Annotated in this window: 19 protein-coding genes; 10 read left to right on the forward strand and 9 right to left on the reverse strand. The window is 66.6% G+C overall.

Features of this window, described 5'->3' with window-relative positions:
• Nucleotides 1-15: 15 nt before the first annotated feature.
• Nucleotides 16-1179 carry a sulfotransferase family protein gene (locus EF834_RS00185; protein WP_127944262.1) on the forward strand — a complete coding sequence of 388 codons (1164 nt, stop codon included), beginning with the start codon at nt 16-18 and terminating at the stop codon, nt 1177-1179.
• Between the two features lie 3 nt (nt 1180-1182).
• On the opposite strand, the gene EF834_RS00190 is transcribed toward EF834_RS00185, so the two are convergent.
• Nucleotides 1183-2022: an alpha/beta fold hydrolase gene (locus EF834_RS00190; protein ID WP_127944265.1), complete on the reverse strand. Its 840-nt coding sequence runs from the start codon at nt 2020-2022 to the stop codon at nt 1183-1185.
• A gap of 383 nt (nt 2023-2405) precedes the next feature.
• On the opposite strand from EF834_RS00190, the gene EF834_RS00195 reads away from it, so the two are divergent.
• Nucleotides 2406-2942 (forward strand): MarR family winged helix-turn-helix transcriptional regulator, encoded by a 537-nt coding sequence (locus tag EF834_RS00195; protein ID WP_127944268.1) that lies wholly within the window; start codon nt 2406-2408, stop codon nt 2940-2942.
• Nucleotides 2943-3033: 91 nt separating this feature from the next.
• On the opposite strand, the gene EF834_RS00200 is transcribed toward EF834_RS00195, so the two are convergent.
• From EF834_RS00200 to EF834_RS00220, 5 genes are read right to left on the reverse strand one after another with little or no spacing between them, the layout of a single operon-like run.
• Nucleotides 3034-3810, reverse strand: a complete 777-nt coding sequence (locus tag EF834_RS00200; protein ID WP_127944271.1) for an enoyl-CoA hydratase — start codon at nt 3808-3810, stop codon at nt 3034-3036.
• Nucleotides 3807-4718, reverse strand: a complete 912-nt coding sequence (gene mmsB / locus EF834_RS00205; protein ID WP_127944276.1) for a 3-hydroxyisobutyrate dehydrogenase — start codon at nt 4716-4718, stop codon at nt 3807-3809. The genes EF834_RS00200 and mmsB overlap by 4 nt, the downstream gene beginning before the upstream one ends.
• The gene (locus tag EF834_RS00210) at nt 4715-5830 is read right to left on the reverse strand and encodes an enoyl-CoA hydratase/isomerase family protein (protein ID WP_127944279.1); all 1116 of its coding nucleotides are present in this window, start codon (nt 5828-5830) and stop codon (nt 4715-4717) included. The genes mmsB and EF834_RS00210 overlap by 4 nt, the downstream gene beginning before the upstream one ends.
• Nucleotides 5827-6966, reverse strand: a complete 1140-nt coding sequence (locus EF834_RS00215; RefSeq protein WP_127944283.1) for an acyl-CoA dehydrogenase family protein — start codon at nt 6964-6966, stop codon at nt 5827-5829. The genes EF834_RS00210 and EF834_RS00215 overlap by 4 nt, the downstream gene beginning before the upstream one ends.
• An 11-nt stretch (nt 6967-6977) precedes the next feature.
• On the reverse strand, nt 6978-8483 hold the full coding sequence (locus EF834_RS00220) for a CoA-acylating methylmalonate-semialdehyde dehydrogenase (RefSeq protein ID WP_127944286.1): 1506 nt from the start codon (nt 8481-8483) through the stop codon (nt 6978-6980).
• Nucleotides 8484-8723: 240 nt separating this feature from the next.
• Here EF834_RS00220 and EF834_RS00225 point away from each other — a divergent pair, with 240 nt between their 5' ends.
• Nucleotides 8724-10391 (forward strand): sulfatase-like hydrolase/transferase, encoded by a 1668-nt coding sequence (locus EF834_RS00225; protein WP_127944289.1) that lies wholly within the window; start codon nt 8724-8726, stop codon nt 10389-10391.
• Nucleotides 10392-10454: 63 nt separating this feature from the next.
• Here EF834_RS00225 and EF834_RS00230 read toward each other — a convergent pair whose 3' ends face one another.
• Nucleotides 10455-10790 (reverse strand): hypothetical protein, encoded by a 336-nt coding sequence (locus EF834_RS00230; protein ID WP_164874029.1) that lies wholly within the window; start codon nt 10788-10790, stop codon nt 10455-10457.
• Between EF834_RS00230 and EF834_RS00235 the strand changes: the two genes are divergently transcribed.
• The 3 genes from EF834_RS00235 (at nt 10789) to EF834_RS18355 (ending at nt 13304) form a co-directional block, all read left to right on the forward strand.
• A complete protein-coding gene (locus tag EF834_RS00235; protein WP_127944295.1) occupies nt 10789-11472 on the forward strand; it encodes a cysteine hydrolase family protein in 684 nt (227 codons plus the stop codon). The genes EF834_RS00230 and EF834_RS00235 overlap by 2 nt on opposite strands.
• A gap of 72 nt (nt 11473-11544) precedes the next feature.
• A complete protein-coding gene (locus tag EF834_RS18275) occupies nt 11545-12549 on the forward strand; it encodes a hypothetical protein (RefSeq protein WP_206615149.1) in 1005 nt (334 codons plus the stop codon).
• Nucleotides 12550-12920: 371 nt separating this feature from the next.
• Nucleotides 12921-13304, forward strand: a complete 384-nt coding sequence (locus tag EF834_RS18355) for an AMIN-like domain-containing (lipo)protein (protein WP_235870918.1) — start codon at nt 12921-12923, stop codon at nt 13302-13304.
• A gap of 29 nt (nt 13305-13333) precedes the next feature.
• On the opposite strand, the gene EF834_RS00250 is transcribed toward EF834_RS18355, so the two are convergent.
• Together EF834_RS00250 and EF834_RS00255 are read right to left on the reverse strand one after the other, a co-directional pair.
• Complete coding sequence (locus EF834_RS00250; RefSeq protein ID WP_127944300.1) at nt 13334-14182, reverse strand: SWIM zinc finger family protein; 849 nt, start codon at nt 14180-14182, stop codon at nt 13334-13336.
• Nucleotides 14179-16965, reverse strand: a complete 2787-nt coding sequence (locus EF834_RS00255) for a DEAD/DEAH box helicase (protein ID WP_127944304.1) — start codon at nt 16963-16965, stop codon at nt 14179-14181. Before EF834_RS00255 ends, EF834_RS00250 begins: the two co-directional genes overlap by 4 nt.
• Before the next feature lie 89 nt (nt 16966-17054).
• Here EF834_RS00255 and EF834_RS00260 point away from each other — a divergent pair, with 89 nt between their 5' ends.
• From EF834_RS00260 to EF834_RS00280, 4 genes are all read left to right on the forward strand, one after another.
• Nucleotides 17055-17372 (forward strand): hypothetical protein, encoded by a 318-nt coding sequence (locus EF834_RS00260; RefSeq protein WP_127944308.1) that lies wholly within the window; start codon nt 17055-17057, stop codon nt 17370-17372.
• Between the two features lie 174 nt (nt 17373-17546).
• The gene (locus tag EF834_RS00270; protein WP_127944313.1) at nt 17547-18251 is read left to right on the forward strand and encodes an HNH endonuclease family protein; all 705 of its coding nucleotides are present in this window, start codon (nt 17547-17549) and stop codon (nt 18249-18251) included.
• Between the two features lie 44 nt (nt 18252-18295).
• On the forward strand, nt 18296-19135 hold the full coding sequence (locus EF834_RS00275; protein WP_127944317.1) for a shikimate 5-dehydrogenase: 840 nt from the start codon (nt 18296-18298) through the stop codon (nt 19133-19135).
• A complete protein-coding gene (locus EF834_RS00280) occupies nt 19136-19615 on the forward strand; it encodes a DUF6328 family protein (RefSeq protein WP_127944320.1) in 480 nt (159 codons plus the stop codon). It begins immediately after the preceding gene.
• The last annotated feature ends 14 nt before the right edge of the window (nt 19616-19629 follow it).

The following is a 19629-nucleotide window of genomic DNA, read 5'->3' on the forward strand; positions in this document are numbered from 1 at the left end:
GAGCAAAGGGCCACCATGACCGAAAGCACCAGTTCCGATCGCACGACGGTCGGCACCATCGAGGACCTGCACGCGTCCGCTACCCGGATGACCGGGCTCACCGACTTCGGAGTCGACGACTACACCGAGGCGCTCGGAGTCCTGCTCGAATCCTACGCACGGGACGAGGATCTGACCCCGTTCGGCAGCAAGATCTCCCGGGTCTTCCTGCGCGGCGCCCTCGTCGCCCGTCTCCTCAGCGAGTCTGCTTGGGCGCAGTTTCCCGAGCACGCCGACGTGCGCATCGAGCGACCGATCTTCGTCACGGGCCTGCCCCGGACCGGCACGACCGCCCTGCACCGTTTGCTCACGGTGGACCCGGCGCACCAGGGCCTCGAGATGTGGCTGACGGAGATGCCGCAGCCGCGCCCACCCCGGGACACGTGGGAATCCAACCCGGTATTCCAGGCACTCGAACAGCAGTTCAGCCAACATCACGTGGAGCATCCCGAGTTCATGGGCGTGCACTACATGTCCGCCGGCGAGGTCGAGGAGTGCTGGCAACTGCTGCGGCAGACGTTCAAGTCGCTGTCTTACGAGTGCCTCGCAAACCTGCCCACGTACTCGAAGTGGCTCGAAGGGCAGGACTGGACGAACGCGTACGCGCGGCACAAGAAGAACCTCCAGCTGATCGGCCTGCACGATCAGAACCAGCGCTGGGTGCTCAAGAACCCGAGCCACCTGTTCGCGCTGGACGAATTGATGTCGGTGTATCCCGACGCACTGGTCGTCCAGACCCATCGCCCGCCACGGACGATCGTGCCGTCGATGTGCAGCCTCACCGAACAGGCCACCGAGGGGTGGTCGAACAAATTCCGTGGCGAGGTGATCGGCCGCAGCCAACTCGACCTGTGGGCGCGCGGTCTCGAAACCTTCACGTCCGCGCGGACCAAGTACGACCCCGCCCAGTTCGTCGATGTCGACTACAGCGACTTCGTCGCGGACCCGCTGGGCACCGTCGAGGGGATTTACTCGCACTTCTCGATCCCCCTGTCGGAGCAGGCACACAGCGCGATGGAGGACATGCATGCCGAGAGTCGCTCCGGCAACCGCAAACCGGCCCATCGCTACACGCTCGAGGACTACGGGCTGACCCCAGAAGAGGTCGACGAACGGTTCGGGGACTACGCCGGCGCGTGACGCCTACCGGAGGTGAGCGCCCAGTAGGGCGTCGAGGGCCTTGGGCGCTTCCTCCGGGATCCAGTGACTGACCCCGGGCAGGACCTCGAACATGTAGGGGCCGTCCACGTACCGGCCGGCAAGCCGTGCGCCGGCTTCGCCGAGCATCGCGTCCGCGTCGCTCCACACATACAGGGTGGGCACGCGGACGCGGTTCGGAAGGGAGTGAGGTGCGGTCATCATCAACGCGCGGTACCAGTTCAGCCCACCACGGGCGCGGCTCCGGTCCCGCATCGCACCGAGGTCGCGATCAGCGGCGGCGTCGCTCATTCCGCTGGCGATCAGGTACCGCCGGACGGATCCGCTTGCCGCGAGAAGCTTCTCGGGAATCACCGGCAGCTGGAAGGCGAGGATGTACCACGACATTCGGATCTGCCGGCTGGTGAGCAAGGCCCGTACGAAGGCCGTGGGGTGCGGCACCGAGAGCGCGGTGAGTGTCCGCACGAGATCGGGTCGCCGTGCGCCGAGCCACCACGCGACCGCCGCTCCCCAATCGTGGCCGATCACGTGCACCGGTCCGCGCCCTATCCGGTCGATCAGCGCCACTACGTCCGCGACCAACTCCGATGACCGGTACGCCCACCGGGAGCGCGGCCGTGCGCCCGCCGAGCATCCTCGTTGGTCGACCGCGAAGGTACGAAATCCCCGGGCGTGCAGAAGCGGAGCAACGCGGCTCCAGCAGCGGGAGTCCTGCGGAAATCCATGCAGCAGGACGACCGGAGCGCCATCAGCGGGTCCCTCGTCGCGCACGTCGAACGTCAAACCGTTCCGGGTGTACGAGGTGATCCGATCGTCGAGGTCCATTCGATCTCCTGCCCGTTGCGAGACAACGTCACGCTAGGAATCGACACAGCGGGTCAGCCTCCGGGCGCCGGGATAGACCCATACCAAATCGACACAGTTCAGACAAACCACTCGGTTACTGATAACTTCTACCGCGAGTGGCGTCACGCCACCAACACAAAAGCATCTCAAAGGAGTGACGAATGAATGTCAACACGATCTCTGCCGTGATCGAACTTGTCTACCTGGGCAACGCGCTGGTCGACACCCTGGGCGACCTGGGAATGACCACGGGGAGCTGACCTCCACCCACGCGTGCGGGCCGGGTCCACTGTGGATCCGGCCCGCACGCGTGTTTGCGGTGGGTCCGCGAACCGCGAACTCGCACGTGGGAGGATCGGGACATGCCGACACCGTCACCGTTGCCCCTGGACCCGATCGAGGAAGCGCATCGACAGTGGACCGAGCACGGTTGGGGGGCCGTGGCCGACGGCATGGCCGCAGTGACGTCGGTGGTGCGCGTCCAGCAGATCATGATGGCCCGGGTCGAGGAGGTCCTCAAGCCCTTCGGGCTGACGTTCTCACGCTACGAACTGCTGACACTGCTGACCTTCACCCGCAACGGGGCGCTGCCGATGGCCAAGGCAAGCGCCCGACTCCAGGTACACCCGACGAGCGTGACCAACGCGGTCGACCGACTCGAGGCCGCCGGCCTGGTGCGCCGTGTACCGCATCCGACTGATAGGCGTGCAACCCTCGTCGAGATCACCGACGAGGGACGTGAACTGTCGGTCCGCGCGACCAGGGCACTCAACGAACAGGTATTCGCCGAGCCCGGCCTGGCACCCGACAAGCTGGACGCGCTGATCCGCATTCTCACCGAACTGCGTCATCAGGCAGGGGATTTCGACACCGGCGACAGACCCGGAAAGTGGCACTAGCAAGGGGCATCAGCAAAAGGCACTGACAAAGTGGCACTACCGCAGCCCGGCCCCGCACCGTCCTGAGACGTGGGACCGGGCTGGGCCGCTGCTAGTGGTGGCCGAAGTTCGGATCACGCTTCTCGGTGAACGCGGCCATGCCTTCCTTCTGGTCCTGGGTCGCAAACGCGGAGTGGAACACTCGCCGTTCGAACCGCACACCCTCGGTCAGCGTTGACTCGAACGCCCGGTTGACCGACTCCTTGACCATCATCGCGATCGGCAGGGACATGTCGGCGATCCTCGACGCGGTCGCGATGGCGTCGTCGATCAGGTCGATGGCCGGTACGACCCGGGAGACCAGCCCCGCGCGCTCGGCTTCCTGGGCGTCCATGGTGCGGCCGGTCAGACACAGGTCCATCGCCTTGGCCTTGCCGACTGCCCGGGTCAGCCGCTGCGAACCACCGATGCCGGGCAGCACGCCGAGCTTGATCTCGGGCTGACCGAACTTGGCCGAGTCTGCGGCGATCAACACGTCACACATCATCGCGAGTTCACATCCACCCCCGAGCGCGTAGCCGGCGACGGCGGCGACGATCGGCTTTCGGGCCGCGGCGAGGCGATCCCACGCCGAGAACCAGTCGTCGAGGTACATGTCCATGAACGACTTGCTCTGCATCTCCTTGATGTCCGCGCCCGCCGCGAACGCGCGCTCGCTGCCGGTGAGCAGGATCGCGCCGATGCTCCGGTCCTTCTCGAAGTCCTCGACGGCAGCGACCACCTCCGACATCAGCTGCGCGTTGAGCGCGTTGAGGGCGTCCGGCCGGTCGAGCGTGATCATGCCCACGCGGCCGGTCCGTCCGACCCGAATGGTCTCGTAGTCCGTCATCGAGTGTCTCCGTTCGACCTGTCCCTGATGTCCCTGATGATCGCCGAGAAGTCCTCGCCGCCGTGCCCGGTCTCGTGGAACCTCCGATACAGCTCGGCGGCCCGAATTCCGAGTTCGCCGTCGACACCGTTGTCACGCAACGCGTTCGCAGCCAGACCGAGGTCCTTGTCCATGAGCGCGGCCGCGAAGCCCGGCTCGTAGTCGTTGTTCGCCGGGCTCCCAGGAACCGGCCCCGGCACCGGGCAGTTGGTGGTCAGTGCCCAGCACTGACCTGACGCGTTGGAGGCGACGTCGAACAGGGCCTGGTTGCTCAGTCCCAGCTTCTCCCCGAGCACGAACGCCTCGCTTATCGCGATCATCGACACCCCGAGGATCATGTTGTTGCAGATCTTCGCGGCCTGTCCGACGCCCGCCCCACCGCAGTGCACGACCTTGCGTCCCATCGCCTCGAGCAGCGGACTCACTGTCTCGAAGTCCTCGTCGGCACCCCCGACCATGAACGCCAGCGTGCCCGCGGACGCACCCATCACACCACCTGAGACCGGCGCGTCGACACCACGATGACCCGCTTGCTCGACGAGGTCGTGGGCGGTGCGGGCATCGGCGACGTCGATCGTCGAGCAGTCGACGAACAGCGTGCCCGGACGCGCCGCGGCGAGGAGACCACCGCGGTAGAGGTCGAGCACATGCTTGCCGCCGGGCAGCATCGTGATGACCACATCGGCGTCGGCGGCCGCCTCAGCGGCCGAGCCGACCACGGTGACGCCGGCCCGCGCGGCCACTTCCAACGCGGCCGGGACGAGATCGAATCCACGCACTCGGTGCCCGGCCTTCACCAGGTTCGCCGCCATCGGTCCACCCATGTGACCGAGGCCGACGAATCCGATGGTGGTGCCTTTGTCAGTCATTGCTTCTCCTCCCCATTCGCGAGCGCCGCGGCCAAACCGAGTTCGGACTCACCGAGAGGCTCGAAGAATCGATCCACGTGTTCGTCGGTGACCGCCTCGAGGGTCGACGGCGACCATGCGGGTTTCCGGTCTTTCTCTACCACCTGCGCGCGAATGCCCTCCACCAGATCATGAGAATCCAGGCACGCCGACGACACCCGGTACTCCTGATCGAGCGCCTCCTCGAGGCTGCCGAATTCACGTGCCTGTCGCAGCGCCCGCAACGTCACCTTCACGGCAGTAGGGGATTTCGCGAGGATTTGCTCTGCGGCCGCCGTCGCCTCAGGCACGCCGCTCGCGCGGAGGTTGGCGACGATCTCCTCGACCGTGTCGGCGGCGTAGGCCGCGTCGATCCAGCCACGCTGCTCGGCCAGCTCCGATGCTGGGGGCGGCTCCGCGAACAATGCCAGCGCGTCCTCGACCGAGCCGGTCGAGAGCACGCGTTCGAATTCCGCGAGCCGACCCGACGGGACGAAATGATCGGCGAATCCGCAGTAGATGGCGTCGCCGGCCCCCAGTCGGGACGTCGTCAGCGCGATGTGGGTGCCGAGCTCCCCGGGCGCCCGCGACAACAGGTAGGTTCCGCCGACATCAGGGACGAATCCGATCCCGACCTCGGGCATTGCGATCGTCGATCGCTCGGTGACGACCCGTACGTTGCCGTGGGCCGAGATCCCGACACCTCCACCCATGACGATGCCGTCCATGATCGCGACGTACGGCTTGCCGGAGCGGGCGATCGCGGCGTTGAGCACGTACTCGTCCCGCCAGAAGTCCTTCGACCCACTGCCACCCTCGCGGGCGTCGTGGTAGATCGAGACGATGTCGCCTCCCGCGCACAGACCGCGCTCGCCGGCGCCGATGACCAGCACCGCGTGGACCCAGTCGTCGGCGGCCCATTCGAGCAACGTCGACGTCAGCGCCTGCACCATGGTGTGGGTGAGCGCGTTGATCGCCTTGGGTCTGTTGAGGGTGATGCGACCGAGACCGCCGACCCGCTCGACGATCACCTCGGCCTGGTTCGACGCCGTACCGGCGGCGGCGCGTCGATCGTCGCCGCTCGCCGTGCTCACGCCGGCCCGACCAACGCGCGGGCGACTACTACTCGCATGATCTCGTTGGTGCCCTCGAGGATCTGGTGCACCCGCAGGTCCCGCACGATCTTCTCCAATCCGTATTCCGCCAGATAGCCGTAGCCGCCGTGCATCTGCAGTGCCTCGTTCGCGACCTTGAATCCGGTGTCAGTGGCGAAACGCTTGGCCATCGCGCACAACTCCACCTTGTCCGCGGTGTCGGCGTCGAGAGCGGCCGCCGCCCGCCACAGCAGGGTGCGCGCGGCTTCGAGTTCGATCCGCATGTCGGCGAGCCGGAACTGCAGCGCTTGCGACTCGACGAGCGCCGACCCGAACGCTTTGCGCTCCGCGAGGTAGGCGACGGCCTTGTCGAAGGCGACCTGCGCACCGCCGACCGAGCACGCGGCGATGCCCAGACGTCCACCGTTGAGGCCCTTCATCGCGATGGGGAAGCCCTCACCTTCACCACCGAGCAAGTTCGCGGCCGGCACCCGCACGTCATCGAGGATCACCTGTCGAGTGGGCTGGGCGTTCCAGCCCATCTTCTTCTCGTTGGCGCCGAACGACAGTCCGGGCGAGTCCTTGGGCACGATGAATGCCGAGATGCCGCGGGCGCCTGCTTCACCCGTACGGGCCATGACGATGTAGACGTCGGACGTTCCCGCGCCGGAGATGAACTGCTTGACCCCGTTGAGCAGATAGTCGTCTCCGTCACGAATGGCCTTGGTGGACAGGGCTGCCGCATCCGATCCCGCGCCCGGCTCGGTGAGGCAGTAGCTGCCGAGGTGTTCCATCGCCGCCAGCGGGGGCACCCAGAGCCGGCGCTGCTCCTCGGTACCGAACTCGTCGATCATCCATGTGACCATGTTGTGGATCGAGATGTATGCGGCGATCGACGGGCATCCCGTGGCGAGTTGCTCGAAGATGCGGACGCCGTCGAGTCGGCTGAGGCCGGAGCCGCCCACGTCCTCCCGGATGTAGATGCCACCCATGCCGAGTGCCCCGGCCTTGCGCAGCACGTCCACCGGGAAGTGCTTGGTCTGGTCCCACTCGATCGCGTTGGGACCCAAGTACTCCGCGGCGAACTCACGCGCGGTGTCGCTGATCGCGCGTTCGTCGTCGGACAGGATGAACACTGGCCGCTCCCCTACTTCATCGTCGGGATGACGAAGTGATCTACATGCTCTTTGACGCCGGAAGGCCAGCGCTGCGTGACCGTCTTGGTCTTGGTGTAGAAGCGGATCGAGTCGGGGCCGTGTTGGCCCAGATCACCGAACCCGGAGCGCTTCCAGCCCCCGAACGTGTGGTAGGCGATCGGGACCGGGATCGGCACGTTCACGCCGACCATGCCGGTGTCGACGCGGGCGCAGAAGTCGCGGGCGGTGTCGCCGTCGCGGGTGAAGATCGCGACACCGTTGCCGTACTCGTGCTCGGACGGCAGCCGCAAGGCCTCCTCGTAGTCGTGCGCGCGGACGACCTGTAGGACGGGACCGAAGATCTCCTCCTTGTATATCCGCATGTCCGAGGTCACGCGGTCGAACAGTGTTGCTCCGGTGAAGAATCCGTCCTCGTGCCCGTCGAGTTCGAAGCCGCGGCCGTCCACGACTAGTTCGGCACCCTCGTCGACTCCGATCTGAACGTAGCCGTTGACCCGGTCGAGAGCGTCGGCTCCGACGAGCGGGCCGAAGTCGGCGGCTTCGTCGTCGGAGCGTCCGATCTTCAGCTTCGCTACTCGTTCGGCAAGCTTCGCGACGAGCGCATCCGCAGTCTGCTCCCCGACCGGCACCGCCACCGAAATGGCCATGCAGCGCTCGCCCGCCGAGCCGTACCCGGCGCCGACCAGCGCGTCGGCGACCTGCTCGAGATCCGCGTCGGGCATGACGATCGCGTGGTTCTTCGCCCCACCGAAGCACTGGGCGCGCTTGCCGTGCGCGGTAGCGGTCTCGTAGATGTACTGCGCGATGGGGGTGGAGCCGACGAACCCGACAGCTTTGATCCGCGGATCGGTCAACAGCACATCGACCGCATCCTTGTCGCCGTTGACGACGTTGAACACGCCCGGTGGCAGACCGGCCTCGAGGAACAGCTCCGCCAGACGCAGCGGCACCGACGGATCCCGCTCGGACGGCTTGAGTACGAACGCATTCCCGCACGCGAGGGCGGGCGCGGCCTTCCACAACGGAATCATTGCCGGGAAGTTGAACGGGGTGATGCCGGTGACCACGCCGAGCGGTTGGCGCATCGAGAACACGTCGATTCCGGGGCCCGCCGACTCCGTGTACTCACCCTTGAGCAGGTGCGGGATGCCGGTGGCGAACTCGACGACCTCGAGCCCGCGCTGGATGTCGCCCTTCGCGTCCGGAATGGTCTTGCCGTGTTCGGACGAGAGCAGCCGTGCGAGCGGTTCCATCTCGTCCTGGATCAGCTGCAGGAATCGCATCAGCACGCGGGCGCGACGCTGCGGATTCCACGACGCCCACTCCTGCTGCGCCTCCGCAGCGCTCGCGATTGCCGCCTCGGTCTCGGGCCGGCCGGCCAACGGAACCCGAGCCTGCACCTCACCGGTGTTGGGGTCGAAGACGTCGGCGAATCGACCGGAGGCTCCGGGGATGCGCTTGCCTCCGATGAAGTGGGAGAGTTCTCGAACACCCATGTGCGAATCCACCCTTCTGTCGGGTCGGTACCTGCTAGGTCAGCGCCTGCGTCGATCCCAAACGACACAATGGAGACGCATCACCCTATATTCATCGTTCATCCTATAGTTGGACGTCCAGGCACGTCTAGGGGTGTGAACCCGACAATCGCCCGAAGCCCAGATCAGCGCCCATGTCGTCCGGAAGAATGACCATCCGAACGCCTGGTTCTCAGCGGCACTTCTGGACGGAGATCAGCGATGGACGACCTGGGCGAACCCATTCTGGACTCGATCGACCACCCCTTCTCGCGGCGCGGCCTCCTCGGTAGCGCGGGTGCAATGCTGATCGCGGGCATGGCCGGCGGGGCCACCCACGCAGCGGCGGCCTCCGGACCCGCGCGCTCGCAGTCGGGCGGCCTCCCCCACCGTCCCAACATCGTCGTCCTGGTCACCGATCAGGAACGTGACCCCATGTACTGGCCGCAGGGGTGGTCCGAGGACAACCTGCCCAACCGTAAACGCCTCGCCGACACTGGCCTGTCCTTCGACAACGCGTTCTGCAACAGTGCGATGTGCTCGCCCAGTCGGAGCACGTTCTTCACCGGCCTCTACCCGGCGCAGCACGGCGTCACCGCGACCCTGACCGAGGGCGGGACTCTCTCTCCGACCGAACCGACACTGCCGCTGGACATCCAGAACATGGCCAAACTGCTCGACTCCGCCGGCTACAACGTGCAGTACCGCGGCAAGTGGCACATGAGCAAGGGCGCCGACGGCGGCGACCCGTCGACCGAGGACCTCGCCGCGTACGGCTTCCACGGCTGGGTTCCGCCCGAAGGAGGCCAGGACACCAACCCCGACCACTTCGGTGGCGGATGCGCCGACCTCGACAGCGGCTACGCGGCACAGGCCGTCGACTTCCTACGAGGCGTCGACCCCGCCGACGACCGCCCGTTCGCGCTCATCGTCTCGTTGGTCAACCCGCACGACGTGCTCGCGTACCCACGGACGTGGGACGCGATCAACGGCGACTGCGACAACTACGGGTCGGCTCCCGGCGTCTTCGCGCAGGGCATCGACCTACCGCCTACATACGGCGAGACCCTCGCACTGAACTTCAAACCCACCCCGCAGATGCAGTCGCAGGTGCTGCTCGCCGCCGGGCTGGGTCCGCTGGCCGGAGAGCAGGCGGCCCGCAACTACGTCAACTTCTACGCGTACATGCACAAGGTGGTCGACGACCACATCGGCGCGGTACTCGACGCCCTCGAATCCCGGCCCGGGATGCGGGATTCGACGGTCGTGGTCCGGATGTCCGACCACGGCGAACTGGGCCTGTCACACGGTGGGCTGCGGCAGAAGATATTCAACGCGTACGAGGAGACGCTGCGGGTACCGCTGGTGATCAGCAACCCGGCGCTGTTCCCGCAGCCCGTGCGTACCGGCGCCCTCGCTTCGCTGATCGACGTGATGCCGACACTCGCCACGCTCGCGGACGTACCGGACCTCTCTGCGTGGGACTTCCGCGGCGTCGACCTCATGCCGATCGTCGCCGACGCAGCCGCAAACCCGAACTCCCCGAGCACCCATGTACAGGACGTCGTGCACTTCACCTACGACGACCAGAACTGCGGCGTCCCTGACGGACAGAACATCGTCACCCAGCCCAACCACATGCGCACCATCCGGGACCACCGCTGGAAGTACTCGGTGTACTTCGATCCGGCGGGCGTGACGCCGCCCCAGTTCGAGATGTACGACCTGGAGACAGATCCGCTCGAACTGCACAACCGTGCCAACCCTCTGAACGTCGCCTACTTCGATCCGGCCCAGGCGGAACGGATGCACGCCAAGCTGTTCGAGGTCATGGAGCGGTGCGGGACGACGCCCGCCGTTGGTCTCGCGACGGTACCGGTGGGGTCGTAGATGTCCGACACAGTCACCACCGGCACCACGCCACCGAGGTGATCGCGAAGGAAGCCAGAATGGCTACAGGCCGAGCATGATCAGGTACGAGATGTCGACGAAGAAGTTCCATACATCGACCAGAGGCTCGGAGAGCGCGACTACGAGAGCACGCAACGGCTCCGGCCACCCAGCAAGGGGATCCGGCGACGGCGGGTTGGCCTGCGCAACTCCGCCGCCAACGAACAGGCCGCCGACGAAGAGAAGTACACCCAAGGACGCGACAGCTGCAGCGGCTCTGATCTTGTTCATGCCGGGTACATCTGGCCGGAAGATCTGCGCGTTACTACCAACGCCACGTGCCGAATTCGACTCGAGTTGCGGGCGGGAGACTCCCAGCGCCGTATACAGTTCGGCCATGTACACCCAGACGACGGACAGTGTGGTCGACACAGAACCAAACGTCGAGTCCTGTGCACTGATCACGATCGATGTGCAAACAGACTTCTCCCGCGCCGGGGGCGCGACCTATGTCGAAGGAACGGAACCGCTACTTCCGACCATGGCGAAGATCGCGACGGCCTTCCGTCGCGCGGGAAAGCCGATCGTGCACGTAGTACGTCTGTACGAGCGGGACGGTAGCAACGCTGAACTGTGCCGACGCAACATCGTCGCCGACAGTTCGGGGATCGCCGCTCCCGGATCCGAGGGGAGCCAACTGGACGTTGCACTCCGACCCAGCCCGGACGTCGAACTGGATCCGGAGTGGCTGCTCGGCGGCGAATTCCAGAAGATCGCACACAACGAGTGGCTGATGTTCAAGCCGCGGTGGGGGGCGTTCTACGAGACGAACCTTCGCGCACATCTCCATCAGTTGGGCGTGGACTCGCTGGTGTTCATCGGCGCGAACTTTCCGAACTGCCCGCGCACGAGCATCTATGAGGCAACAGAGCGCGATTTTCGAGTGGCGATGGCGAGTGACGGCATTTCCCGGACCTACGACCGGGGTCTGGAAGAGTGTCGGGGAATCGGCGTTCGCGTGATGTCCAGCGACGAAATCTGTCGGTGGGTCGAACCGAGACTGGTCGCCGAATCTCCCTGAGAGAATAGACATCACGCTCATGTCGGTAACATTCGAGGAGCCGATCGGCAGCCGGGCGCGCGACGCCTGTCAATGTCGGGGCTGATCGCGAAGCTGTGGATACCTGCGAAGTGCTCGTTCCTGCTCGCTGCTTCCGGCCGGGTGGAAGCCCGAGATCAACTGGTCGAAATGTGCGCCGGCGTCGTGGAGGACATGCACGATGCGATCGGCGAGGAGATTGTTGTCGCCCTGACCGCGCAGGCCGATGAAGACCTCCCACAGCCGACTCCCCGACGGTGGTGGCTCCGGTCGATGCTTGGCATTGAACGCCGCAACACCGTCGGATGCCGGCACCGGCCCGCGGATCTGCCACCGCCCGATCGCAGTGAGCGTGTCCGCGAGGGCGGACCGGAGCCGCGCAACGTACTCGGCAACGCCGGCATCCGTGGCGTAGAAGTGCAGCACATTCTCAACCAGGTCGCTGTCCTGGAACGGGTCCGGCGGATCCGGCTCCGCATCCCATACGCTGCCGCGATCCACGTCAACGCCACCGACCCGGTCCAGGTCTGTGGCGGTGGTTTCCTCGCCCGAAGCGGGCGCGCCGCGTTTCTTGTCGGCGAACAGGCACTGAAGGTGATCCGAGGCACATCGGCCGTGTGTAACGCCGTCGATCCCTACCCCGACAACTCGGACGTCTACGACATGTTTTGGGGGATGATCAAAATGAAGCGTTCGGGGTTCGTTGTCGCTGGTGTGCTGCTGGCTGTCGGATTGGGCGGTGTCGCCGCGCCGACAGCAACCGCTCTGGGTTCCAATACCGGGTCGGAGGAGCGGCCCTGCAGTGACGAGTTCCGCCTCCCATGGGAGCCGGCCACACCCACGACTACTCCCGTACTCAGTCCGTACGGCACAGCCGACATCTACTGCTGGTACGCGGGCGGCTTCTCCGGGGTTTATCAGCTTGACCCGTGGGGTAACAAGCACCGCCTCGCGGGTGGCATGGGCTACTTGGGGAGCGCTGCTGCCAGCGTGAACAGCGTGCCCCTGCTGGCCCTGCTGCCCCTGCCCTTCTACGTGTGGGATCTCACAACTCTCTGACCGGGGTTTCACGCGGACAACCCTGCCGCGGACCACACGTCCAACTACTCGATCTGCCCAGCAACAACCCACATGGGAGGTTCACCTTGCGAAAGCGACTCACTACGATAACCGCCGGGCTGACCTGTGCAACAGTGGTATTCACTGCCACTGGATGCGGGAGCACCGATGCCCAGTCGGCTGAGATCACCGCGAGTGCGCCGGTAACCTCGACCACGACCGCAGCGCCGCAGAGTTCGACCACCACCTCTGTAGCCGCCGCTACCGCACCAATTCCCGCAGACGCAACTGAACCAGCGCCGAATTCGAACCCGGCAATCCCTACCGATACGGCCCCGCAATCGTCGCAAGCCTCAGCATCGGCAGACCTGATGCTGACCGACGTGCGGGTCGGTCAGCATCCGGGCTTCGATCGCGTGGTCTACGAGTTCGCCGGTACCGGCACTCCGGGTTGGCGTGCACGCTACGTCGATGGCGCCTTCCAGGACAACAGTGGCAAGCCGATCTCTGTGGCAGGAGACGGAATTCTGCAAATCTACATCAACCGAATTGCGTTTCCCTCCGACGACACCGAAACCGGTTCGTTTCCCTTGGTCCCAGGAGCATCGGGGGGCGTCGTGACCGAGGTGCGGGAAGGAGTCAGCTGGTCCGAGGGTGACATGCAGTCGTTCATAGGTACTGCTCGTCCCCAACGCCCGTTCACGGTCTTCACTCTCAGCGAGCCCACCCGGGTCGTCGTCGACATCGCCACGTGAACCAGTCGGGATTCACTGGTGTCGGCGCCTTACGGACGCTGCTGTGCACGGTTCGGCGACAGTCTCGATGACCGACGCCGGACCGCACTCCCCAACGCTCGGTAGCACTCGTCGAGGTCGCGAAGGGCCGCAGCCACGCCCACCTCGTCCTCGGCACCCTCACGAAGCACCTTGCGCAGCAGCATCGCATCGAGATCATCTGGGGCCGCAGCAAACTCGACCTCCGGCAGGTCCAGGTAGCTGACCTCGTCTCCGAAGTGGTCGTCGCCGAAGTGGTCGGTCCCGCCAGTCGGTGACTCCTCCTCGCCGCCGACGGCACGGATGAGTGTGTCGAGGTCGAGTCCACGCACCGTGAGCATCGTGATCGGATCGCGGTCGACGCGTTCGGCCAGCAGGTATGCGACCGCGGCGACGTGTTTGCAGGGCCACTCGAGGTCGGGGCAGGTGCAGTCGAAGTCGAGCTCACGCCCGCCGTCCGGCACCAGCATGGGTGCGAGTTCCTGCGGCACCGCCCCGGCGGCGAGCGCGGCGAGCAGTCCGGGTGTCGACCGGACCGTGTCGACCAACTCGGCGGTGTGCTCGTCGTCGAGGGTCCGCAGCGTCAACACCGCAGTGAACGGGGCGATCTGGCTACCCTGCACCTCGCCGGTGGCCCGTCCGGCCGCGATGTCCAGGGCGACCACTTGGCCGCCGCGAGCGTAGGTGCGTCCGCGGCTGAGCCGGCCGCTGTCAGCGACCTGCTCGAGCACGTCGATCAGGGCACGCCCCCACCACCCGCGGGCGAACGCGCCGCGCTTGGAGGCGGCCTCGACGCCGCCGACCACTGGCCGTCGTTTGCCGAATTCCGAGAAATCCGGGCGCCCACGCTGCGCGTTCATTCGCCGACCGCCTCTTCGCCGAGAGTCAACAGGTCGTGGAGCTGATCGGTGCTCATCTCGGTGATCCACCGCTCACCGGTCCCGATGGCGAGATCCGCGAGCTCCTGCTTGTTCGAAATCATCGCGTCGATCCGCTCCTCGAGTGTGCCGACGCACACCAGCTTGCGAACCTGGACGTCACGGCGCTGGCCGATCCTGAATGCACGGTCGGTGGCCTGGTTCTCCACCGCCGGATTCCACCAGCGATCCAGATGCACAACGTGATTGGCTGCAGTCAGATTGAGGCCTGTCCCGCCGGCCTTGAGTGAGAGCAGCATGATCGGTGGTCCACCCGTGCCCTGGAACTGCTCGACCATCCGGTCGCGGCGCGCCTTGGGGACGCCGCCATGCAGGAACGGTACGTCGACACCGAACCGCTCCGACAGGTAGGGCACCACGAGATCTCCGAATTCCCGGAACTGGGTGAACAGCAGGGCGCGCTCACCGTCGGCGGTCACCGCGTCGAGAATGTCCTCGACGAGGCCGAGTTTGCCGGACCGGTGCCGACCTCGGCGCAGCACCCCGGACCCGTCACCCAGGAAATGCGCCGGATGGTTGCACACCTGCTTGAGGCGGGTGAGCGCTGAGAGAACCGCACCCTTGCGCTGCATGCCCTCGGTGTCCTTGATCTTCTTCAGCATGTCGTCGACCACCGCCCGGTATAGCGCAGCCTGCTCGACGGTGAGGTTCGCCCGCACCGTCATCTCCTGCTTGTCCGGAAGATCGGAGATGACGGCGGGATCGGTCTTGACGCGCCGCAGGATGAACGGCGCCGTCACCGCCCGCAGCCGGGTAATGGCGGGCTCATTCTGCTCGCGTTCGATCGGTACAGCGAACCGGGCCCGGAATGCCTGTGGGCTGCCGAGCATCCCGCGATTGACGAAGTCGAGGATCGACCGCAGCTCGTCGAGCCGGTTCTCGACCGGGGTGCCGGTAAGCGCGACACGATGTTCGGCCGGGATCGCCCGGGCGGCGCGGGCTTGCGCGGTCGCCGAGTTCTTGATGTGCTGCGCCTCGTCCAGCACCACCCGGCGCCACGTCTGCTCCGCCAGCGTGGTGACGTCGCGGGCGAGTAGCGAGTACGTCGTGATCACCAGGTCGCTGGAGCGGACCGCGGCGGCCAAGTCCTCACCGCGGCTGCGGTCGGCACCGTGGTGCACCTGCACGCGTAGGTCTGGGACGAACCGGGCGGCCTCGCGTTGCCAGTTGCCGACTACCGACATCGGGCACACCAGCAGAGTCGGCTTACCGGACCGCTCGTGGGCGAGCAGGGCCAGCAACTGCAGCGTCTTGCCGAGGCCCATGTCGTCGGCGAGGACGGCGCCGAGCCCGAACTCGCTCATGAACGCCAGCCAATCCAGGCCTCGCTGCTGGTAGGGGCGCAAGTCGGCCTCGAGTCCGTGTGGTTTCGGGACCGGCGACGGCTCGAGGGTGCCATCAAGCAGGGTGCCCACCCACCCGGTGGCTTGTAGGTCCTGCACTGGGACCGGAGGCCGATCCGCCTCGATCAGCTGCCCCAGCAACTCGCCCAGCGTGCCCTCGCCACCCGAATTCCGTTGGGTCACGTAGCGGGCCGCCTGCGCGAGCACGGCTGCGTCCGCCTGCACCCACTGACCGCGCAGCCGCACCAGGTCGCTCTGGGTGTTCGCGAGCCGGGCCAGCTCGTCCGCGGTGAGAACCATGTCGCCCAGCGCGAGTTCCCAGTCGTACCCGACGATCTCGTTCATGCCGACCGCGCGTTCCTCAGCGGCGGGCGCCGGTGGCGACGACACCCGAACACGCAGCGACGGCGAGACCACCGCCCACGCCCGGGGCAACAGCAGCGTGATGCCGGCGTGCTGCAGCGCCCGCGCTCCGTGCAGCACCAGGTCGGTGACGACGGCGGTGGGCAGCAGCAGGTCGAGGCTGTCCGGATCGGACGGCAGATCCCGCAGTCTCGGATAGGCCGCGGAGACGGCGCCGAGCTTGCGGACCCCGACCTCGAGCAGCCGGGCCTCGGTGCGGTGCAGCAGGATCGGCGACGGCGCCTCTCCCTCGGGTCGCAGGCAGACCTGAAGCCGCCACAGGGCGCCGTCGCCGAGGTCAGGCTCAGGCTCGAGTAGCCGTAGCACCAGTTCGGGCTCGTCGACGGTGAGGCTCTCGCGCCAGGCGTCGAGCCCGGTCGCCATCCGGTGGTTGCCACCGTCGTACGGTTCGCCGCGCAACAGTGCCCGCAGTAGCGGGTGCTCGGAGTCCCGGTCCCCCAGTAGGTGCCGCACCACCGCGTCGGCGAGTTCGCCGACGAAGTCGTCGAGTATCTCGCGGGGAGTACCTTCGAGCCGCTGCACCGGCGGCATGGCTGCCGTCATCTCGGCCAGCCAAGCACGCTGGCGCTCGCCACCGAGCAGTCGCCACCGGGGCCACCAGTGCCCCTCCGTCCGGCACAGTTCGGGTACCACGCGTCCGGCCCGCGCCCAGCGCTCGACGCCGCGCGCTACATGCGCGAGGTAACGCAGATCCCCCGAGACGTCGGGGGCGTCGTCGGGGACCGCGAACAGGACATCGGCGGCCTCGGCCGGGGCGAGCGCAAGTACGGGTATCCGCTCCGCGCGCACCCCGTTTGCACCAGGTATGTGGATCGTGTGGTGTCGGCGGAATCGCCGGCGCAGGACTCGTCCGAGAGGTTCGGGCAGTTCGAGTAGATCGGACCCCTGATCCCGCCACAGCAGGAGACCCGCCCCCGGCGACCAGAGCCCGTGCAGCATGCGGTCCATCCAACCAGCCGCCGCCGACGTTCCTGGAGTTCACCCCGCCACGAAGGCCATACTGGGCGCAGGTGGAAGGCGGGTACGACATGGCGATCATGCTTCAGGTCTTCGAACAGGTGTACTCGCCCACGACACCCTGGCAGCACCGCAAGGTTGCGTTCATCGACGTCGACCACATCGTCGCGATGCGACTCGACGGCCAGTCCGGGGTGTGGCTCGACGTCACCAAACAGGGCGAATCGCACCGGTTGGCCACCACACGGTCCCCGGCGGAGGCCATCTACTTCCTGCTGAGCATCTTCGGCAAGATCGCCGAATGCCAACAGAATGGCGGATCGTGGGTCATCGGGCACGACGGCTTCGACGCCGCCACGATCCACGCCGCGAAGTTCCCGCATTCCTGACAGGCACTGTCGGTGCTGTTCCGACAGGCACTGTCGGTGCTGTTCCGACAGGCACTGTCGGTGCTGTTCCGACAGGCACTGTCGGTGCTGTTCCGACAGGCGCTGTCGGTGCTGTCCGGCACACTGCCACCGACTGGTGTGATCGGGAGGGGCAGTCGAGGGGGGATTCTGTCGATGGGGGTACTCAGGGTCGCGCTGTGCGCCGCGACGGCCGCGCTCGCATTCGGGTCTTCTTCGTGTGCCCTTGATCCGGGGGCGCCCGGGCCGGCCCCAGGTAGCCCCTCACGCGCGGCCGTCGACGACCTCCTCTCCCGGGTCGAGGTCGTGCCGGCGCGGCCCGATGTCCCGGGTTACGAACGTGGTTGCCGGGCCGGTCAGGCATGCGTGTTCGGGCCGTCGTGGTCCGACGACCACTCGGGCCGCGGCGGCCACGACGGCTGCGACACCCGCAACAACGTGCTCTCCGTCGACCTCACCGACGTCGTATTCCGCCAGGGCACCCACGACTGCGTTGTGGTGTCCGGAACGCTTGCCGACCCGTACTCGGGCCAGCGCATCGATTTCACCAAGCAAGACGCGAACGCCGTGCAGATCGACCACGTGTACCCGCTCGCCGCGGCGTGGGACCTAGGAGCCGCCGCGTGGTCACCGGAGCTACGCCGCGACTTCGCGAACGACATCACCTACAACCTGCTCGCGGTCGACGGGCCCGAGAACCAGGCCAAAAGCGACAGCACGCCGTCGCAGTGGCTGCCACCCGAGCCCGCTAGCCACTGCTTCTACGTCGGCAAGTACCTGAGCGTCGCGGTGCGCTACGGGCTGCCGATCACCGCCGCGGACCGCGACACGATCGAGACCATTGCGGCGAGGTGCCCGTGACGAGTCACCCACATGACCGGGAACCGCCGATTAGCGTGGACGAGGTGAGCCGCACGATTACCGAAGCCGTCACCAAGGACACCCGGCTGTGCATGTCGCTGTCGGGTCGGCCGAGCAACATTGGGACCCGCTTCCACAACTATCTGTACGAGGAGCTCGGCCTCGACTTCGTCTACAAGGCGATGACGACCACCGATCTCGCGGCCGCGATCGCCGGCATCCGCGCCCTCGGGATCCGCGGGTGTGGGGTGTCGATGCCGTTCAAGGAGGCTTGCATCGAGCACGTCGACGTGGTTCACCCGTCGGCGGCCGCGATCGACTCGGTGAACACGATCGTCAACGAGGACGGCGAACTGCACGCGTACAACACCGACTACCAGGCCGTCACCGATCTCCTTCGACGGGCGGAGCTGAGTCCCGACCTGTCGGTCGCCGTCGCCGGCAGCGGCGGCATGGCGAAGGCCGTCGTAGCAGCGTTGCGGGACTTCGGATTCCACACGGTCACCGTGGTCGCACGCAACGAGCAGTCCGGTTCCGCGTTGGCCCAGACGTACGGTTTCGAGTGGCGACCCGACCTCGGCGGGGCGCACCCCCAACTGCTCATCAACGCCACCCCGATCGGCATGGCCGGCGGACCAGACCGCGACACCGCTCGAGCGCTGCCGTTCCCAGAGGCGGCAGTCCTCGCGGCGGAGGCGGTCTTCGACGTGGTCGCGATGCCGCCGGACACCCCGCTGGTCAAGATGGCCACCGCGCACCACAAGGCCGTGATCACGGGCGCCGAGGTGATCGCGCTGCAAGCCGCCGAACAGTTCGCGCTCTACACCGGGGTGCGGCCGTCCTCCGACCAGATCCGGCGGGCGTCGGAGTTCTCGAGGTCGTAAATGTCGGAGCTACCGAGTGGCCCGGGCGAGTCGCCGAGCGCCCGTCTGGCGCGCAACTTCAGTGAGTTGTTGCAGGGACTCCGCGTTCAGCAGGCCGGCGTACAAATTCTCTTCGCGTTCCTGCTGGCGATCGTGTTCACCGAGCAGTACCCGGAGCAGTCTCTCTACGTGCGGGGCCTGCACCTGGTGACGATGCTGTGCGCGGCAGCGTCCTCGGTGCTGCTGATTGCCCCCGCGGTGTGGCATCGCATCCTGTTCCGGCAACAACGACGCGAGGACATCCTGCGGCAAGCGAACCGGTTCACGCTCGCCGGTTCGATCTTCCTCGCCGCGACGATGATCGGGACCGTGCTCATCGTCGCCGAGGTCGCGGTCGGCGGCTGGGCCGCCAAGCTCATCGGGGCGATCACGGCGGTCGTGTTCGCCGGGTTGTGGTTCGTCGTGCCGGCATTCCTCCGGCACGACGACGAGCTCCGGTAGACGGCGATCGCCTG

It is taken from the genome of Rhodococcus spongiicola, from assembly GCF_004011835.1.
Taxonomy (GTDB): Bacteria; Actinomycetota; Actinomycetes; order Mycobacteriales; family Mycobacteriaceae; genus Prescottella; species Prescottella spongiicola.

Excerpts from the sequence above, each read along its gene's own strand:
- EF834_RS00185 (WP_127944262.1), top strand. The coding sequence starts at position 16 with ATGACCGAAAGCACCAGTTCCGATCGCACGACGGTCGGCACCATCGAG.
- EF834_RS00190 (WP_127944265.1), bottom strand. The coding sequence starts at position 2,022 with ATGGACCTCGACGATCGGATCACCTCGTACACCCGGAACGGTTTGACG.
- EF834_RS00195 (WP_127944268.1), top strand. The coding sequence starts at position 2,406 with ATGCCGACACCGTCACCGTTGCCCCTGGACCCGATCGAGGAAGCGCAT.
- EF834_RS00200 (WP_127944271.1), bottom strand. The coding sequence starts at position 3,810 with ATGACGGACTACGAGACCATTCGGGTCGGACGGACCGGCCGCGTGGGC.
- mmsB (WP_127944276.1), bottom strand. The coding sequence starts at position 4,718 with ATGACTGACAAAGGCACCACCATCGGATTCGTCGGCCTCGGTCACATG.
- EF834_RS00220 (WP_127944286.1), bottom strand. The coding sequence starts at position 8,483 with ATGGGTGTTCGAGAACTCTCCCACTTCATCGGAGGCAAGCGCATCCCC.
- EF834_RS00225 (WP_127944289.1), top strand. The coding sequence starts at position 8,724 with ATGGACGACCTGGGCGAACCCATTCTGGACTCGATCGACCACCCCTTC.
- EF834_RS00235 (WP_127944295.1), top strand. The coding sequence starts at position 10,789 with ATGTACACCCAGACGACGGACAGTGTGGTCGACACAGAACCAAACGTC.
- EF834_RS00230 (WP_164874029.1), bottom strand. The coding sequence starts at position 10,790 with ATGGCCGAACTGTATACGGCGCTGGGAGTCTCCCGCCCGCAACTCGAG.
- EF834_RS18275 (WP_206615149.1), top strand. The coding sequence starts at position 11,545 with ATGTCGGGGCTGATCGCGAAGCTGTGGATACCTGCGAAGTGCTCGTTC.
- EF834_RS18355 (WP_235870918.1), top strand. The coding sequence starts at position 12,921 with ATGCTGACCGACGTGCGGGTCGGTCAGCATCCGGGCTTCGATCGCGTG.
- EF834_RS00250 (WP_127944300.1), bottom strand. The coding sequence starts at position 14,182 with ATGAACGCGCAGCGTGGGCGCCCGGATTTCTCGGAATTCGGCAAACGA.
- EF834_RS00255 (WP_127944304.1), bottom strand. The coding sequence starts at position 16,965 with ATGCTGCACGGGCTCTGGTCGCCGGGGGCGGGTCTCCTGCTGTGGCGG.
- EF834_RS00260 (WP_127944308.1), top strand. The coding sequence starts at position 17,055 with ATGGCGATCATGCTTCAGGTCTTCGAACAGGTGTACTCGCCCACGACA.
- EF834_RS00270 (WP_127944313.1), top strand. The coding sequence starts at position 17,547 with ATGGGGGTACTCAGGGTCGCGCTGTGCGCCGCGACGGCCGCGCTCGCA.
- EF834_RS00280 (WP_127944320.1), top strand. The coding sequence starts at position 19,136 with ATGTCGGAGCTACCGAGTGGCCCGGGCGAGTCGCCGAGCGCCCGTCTG.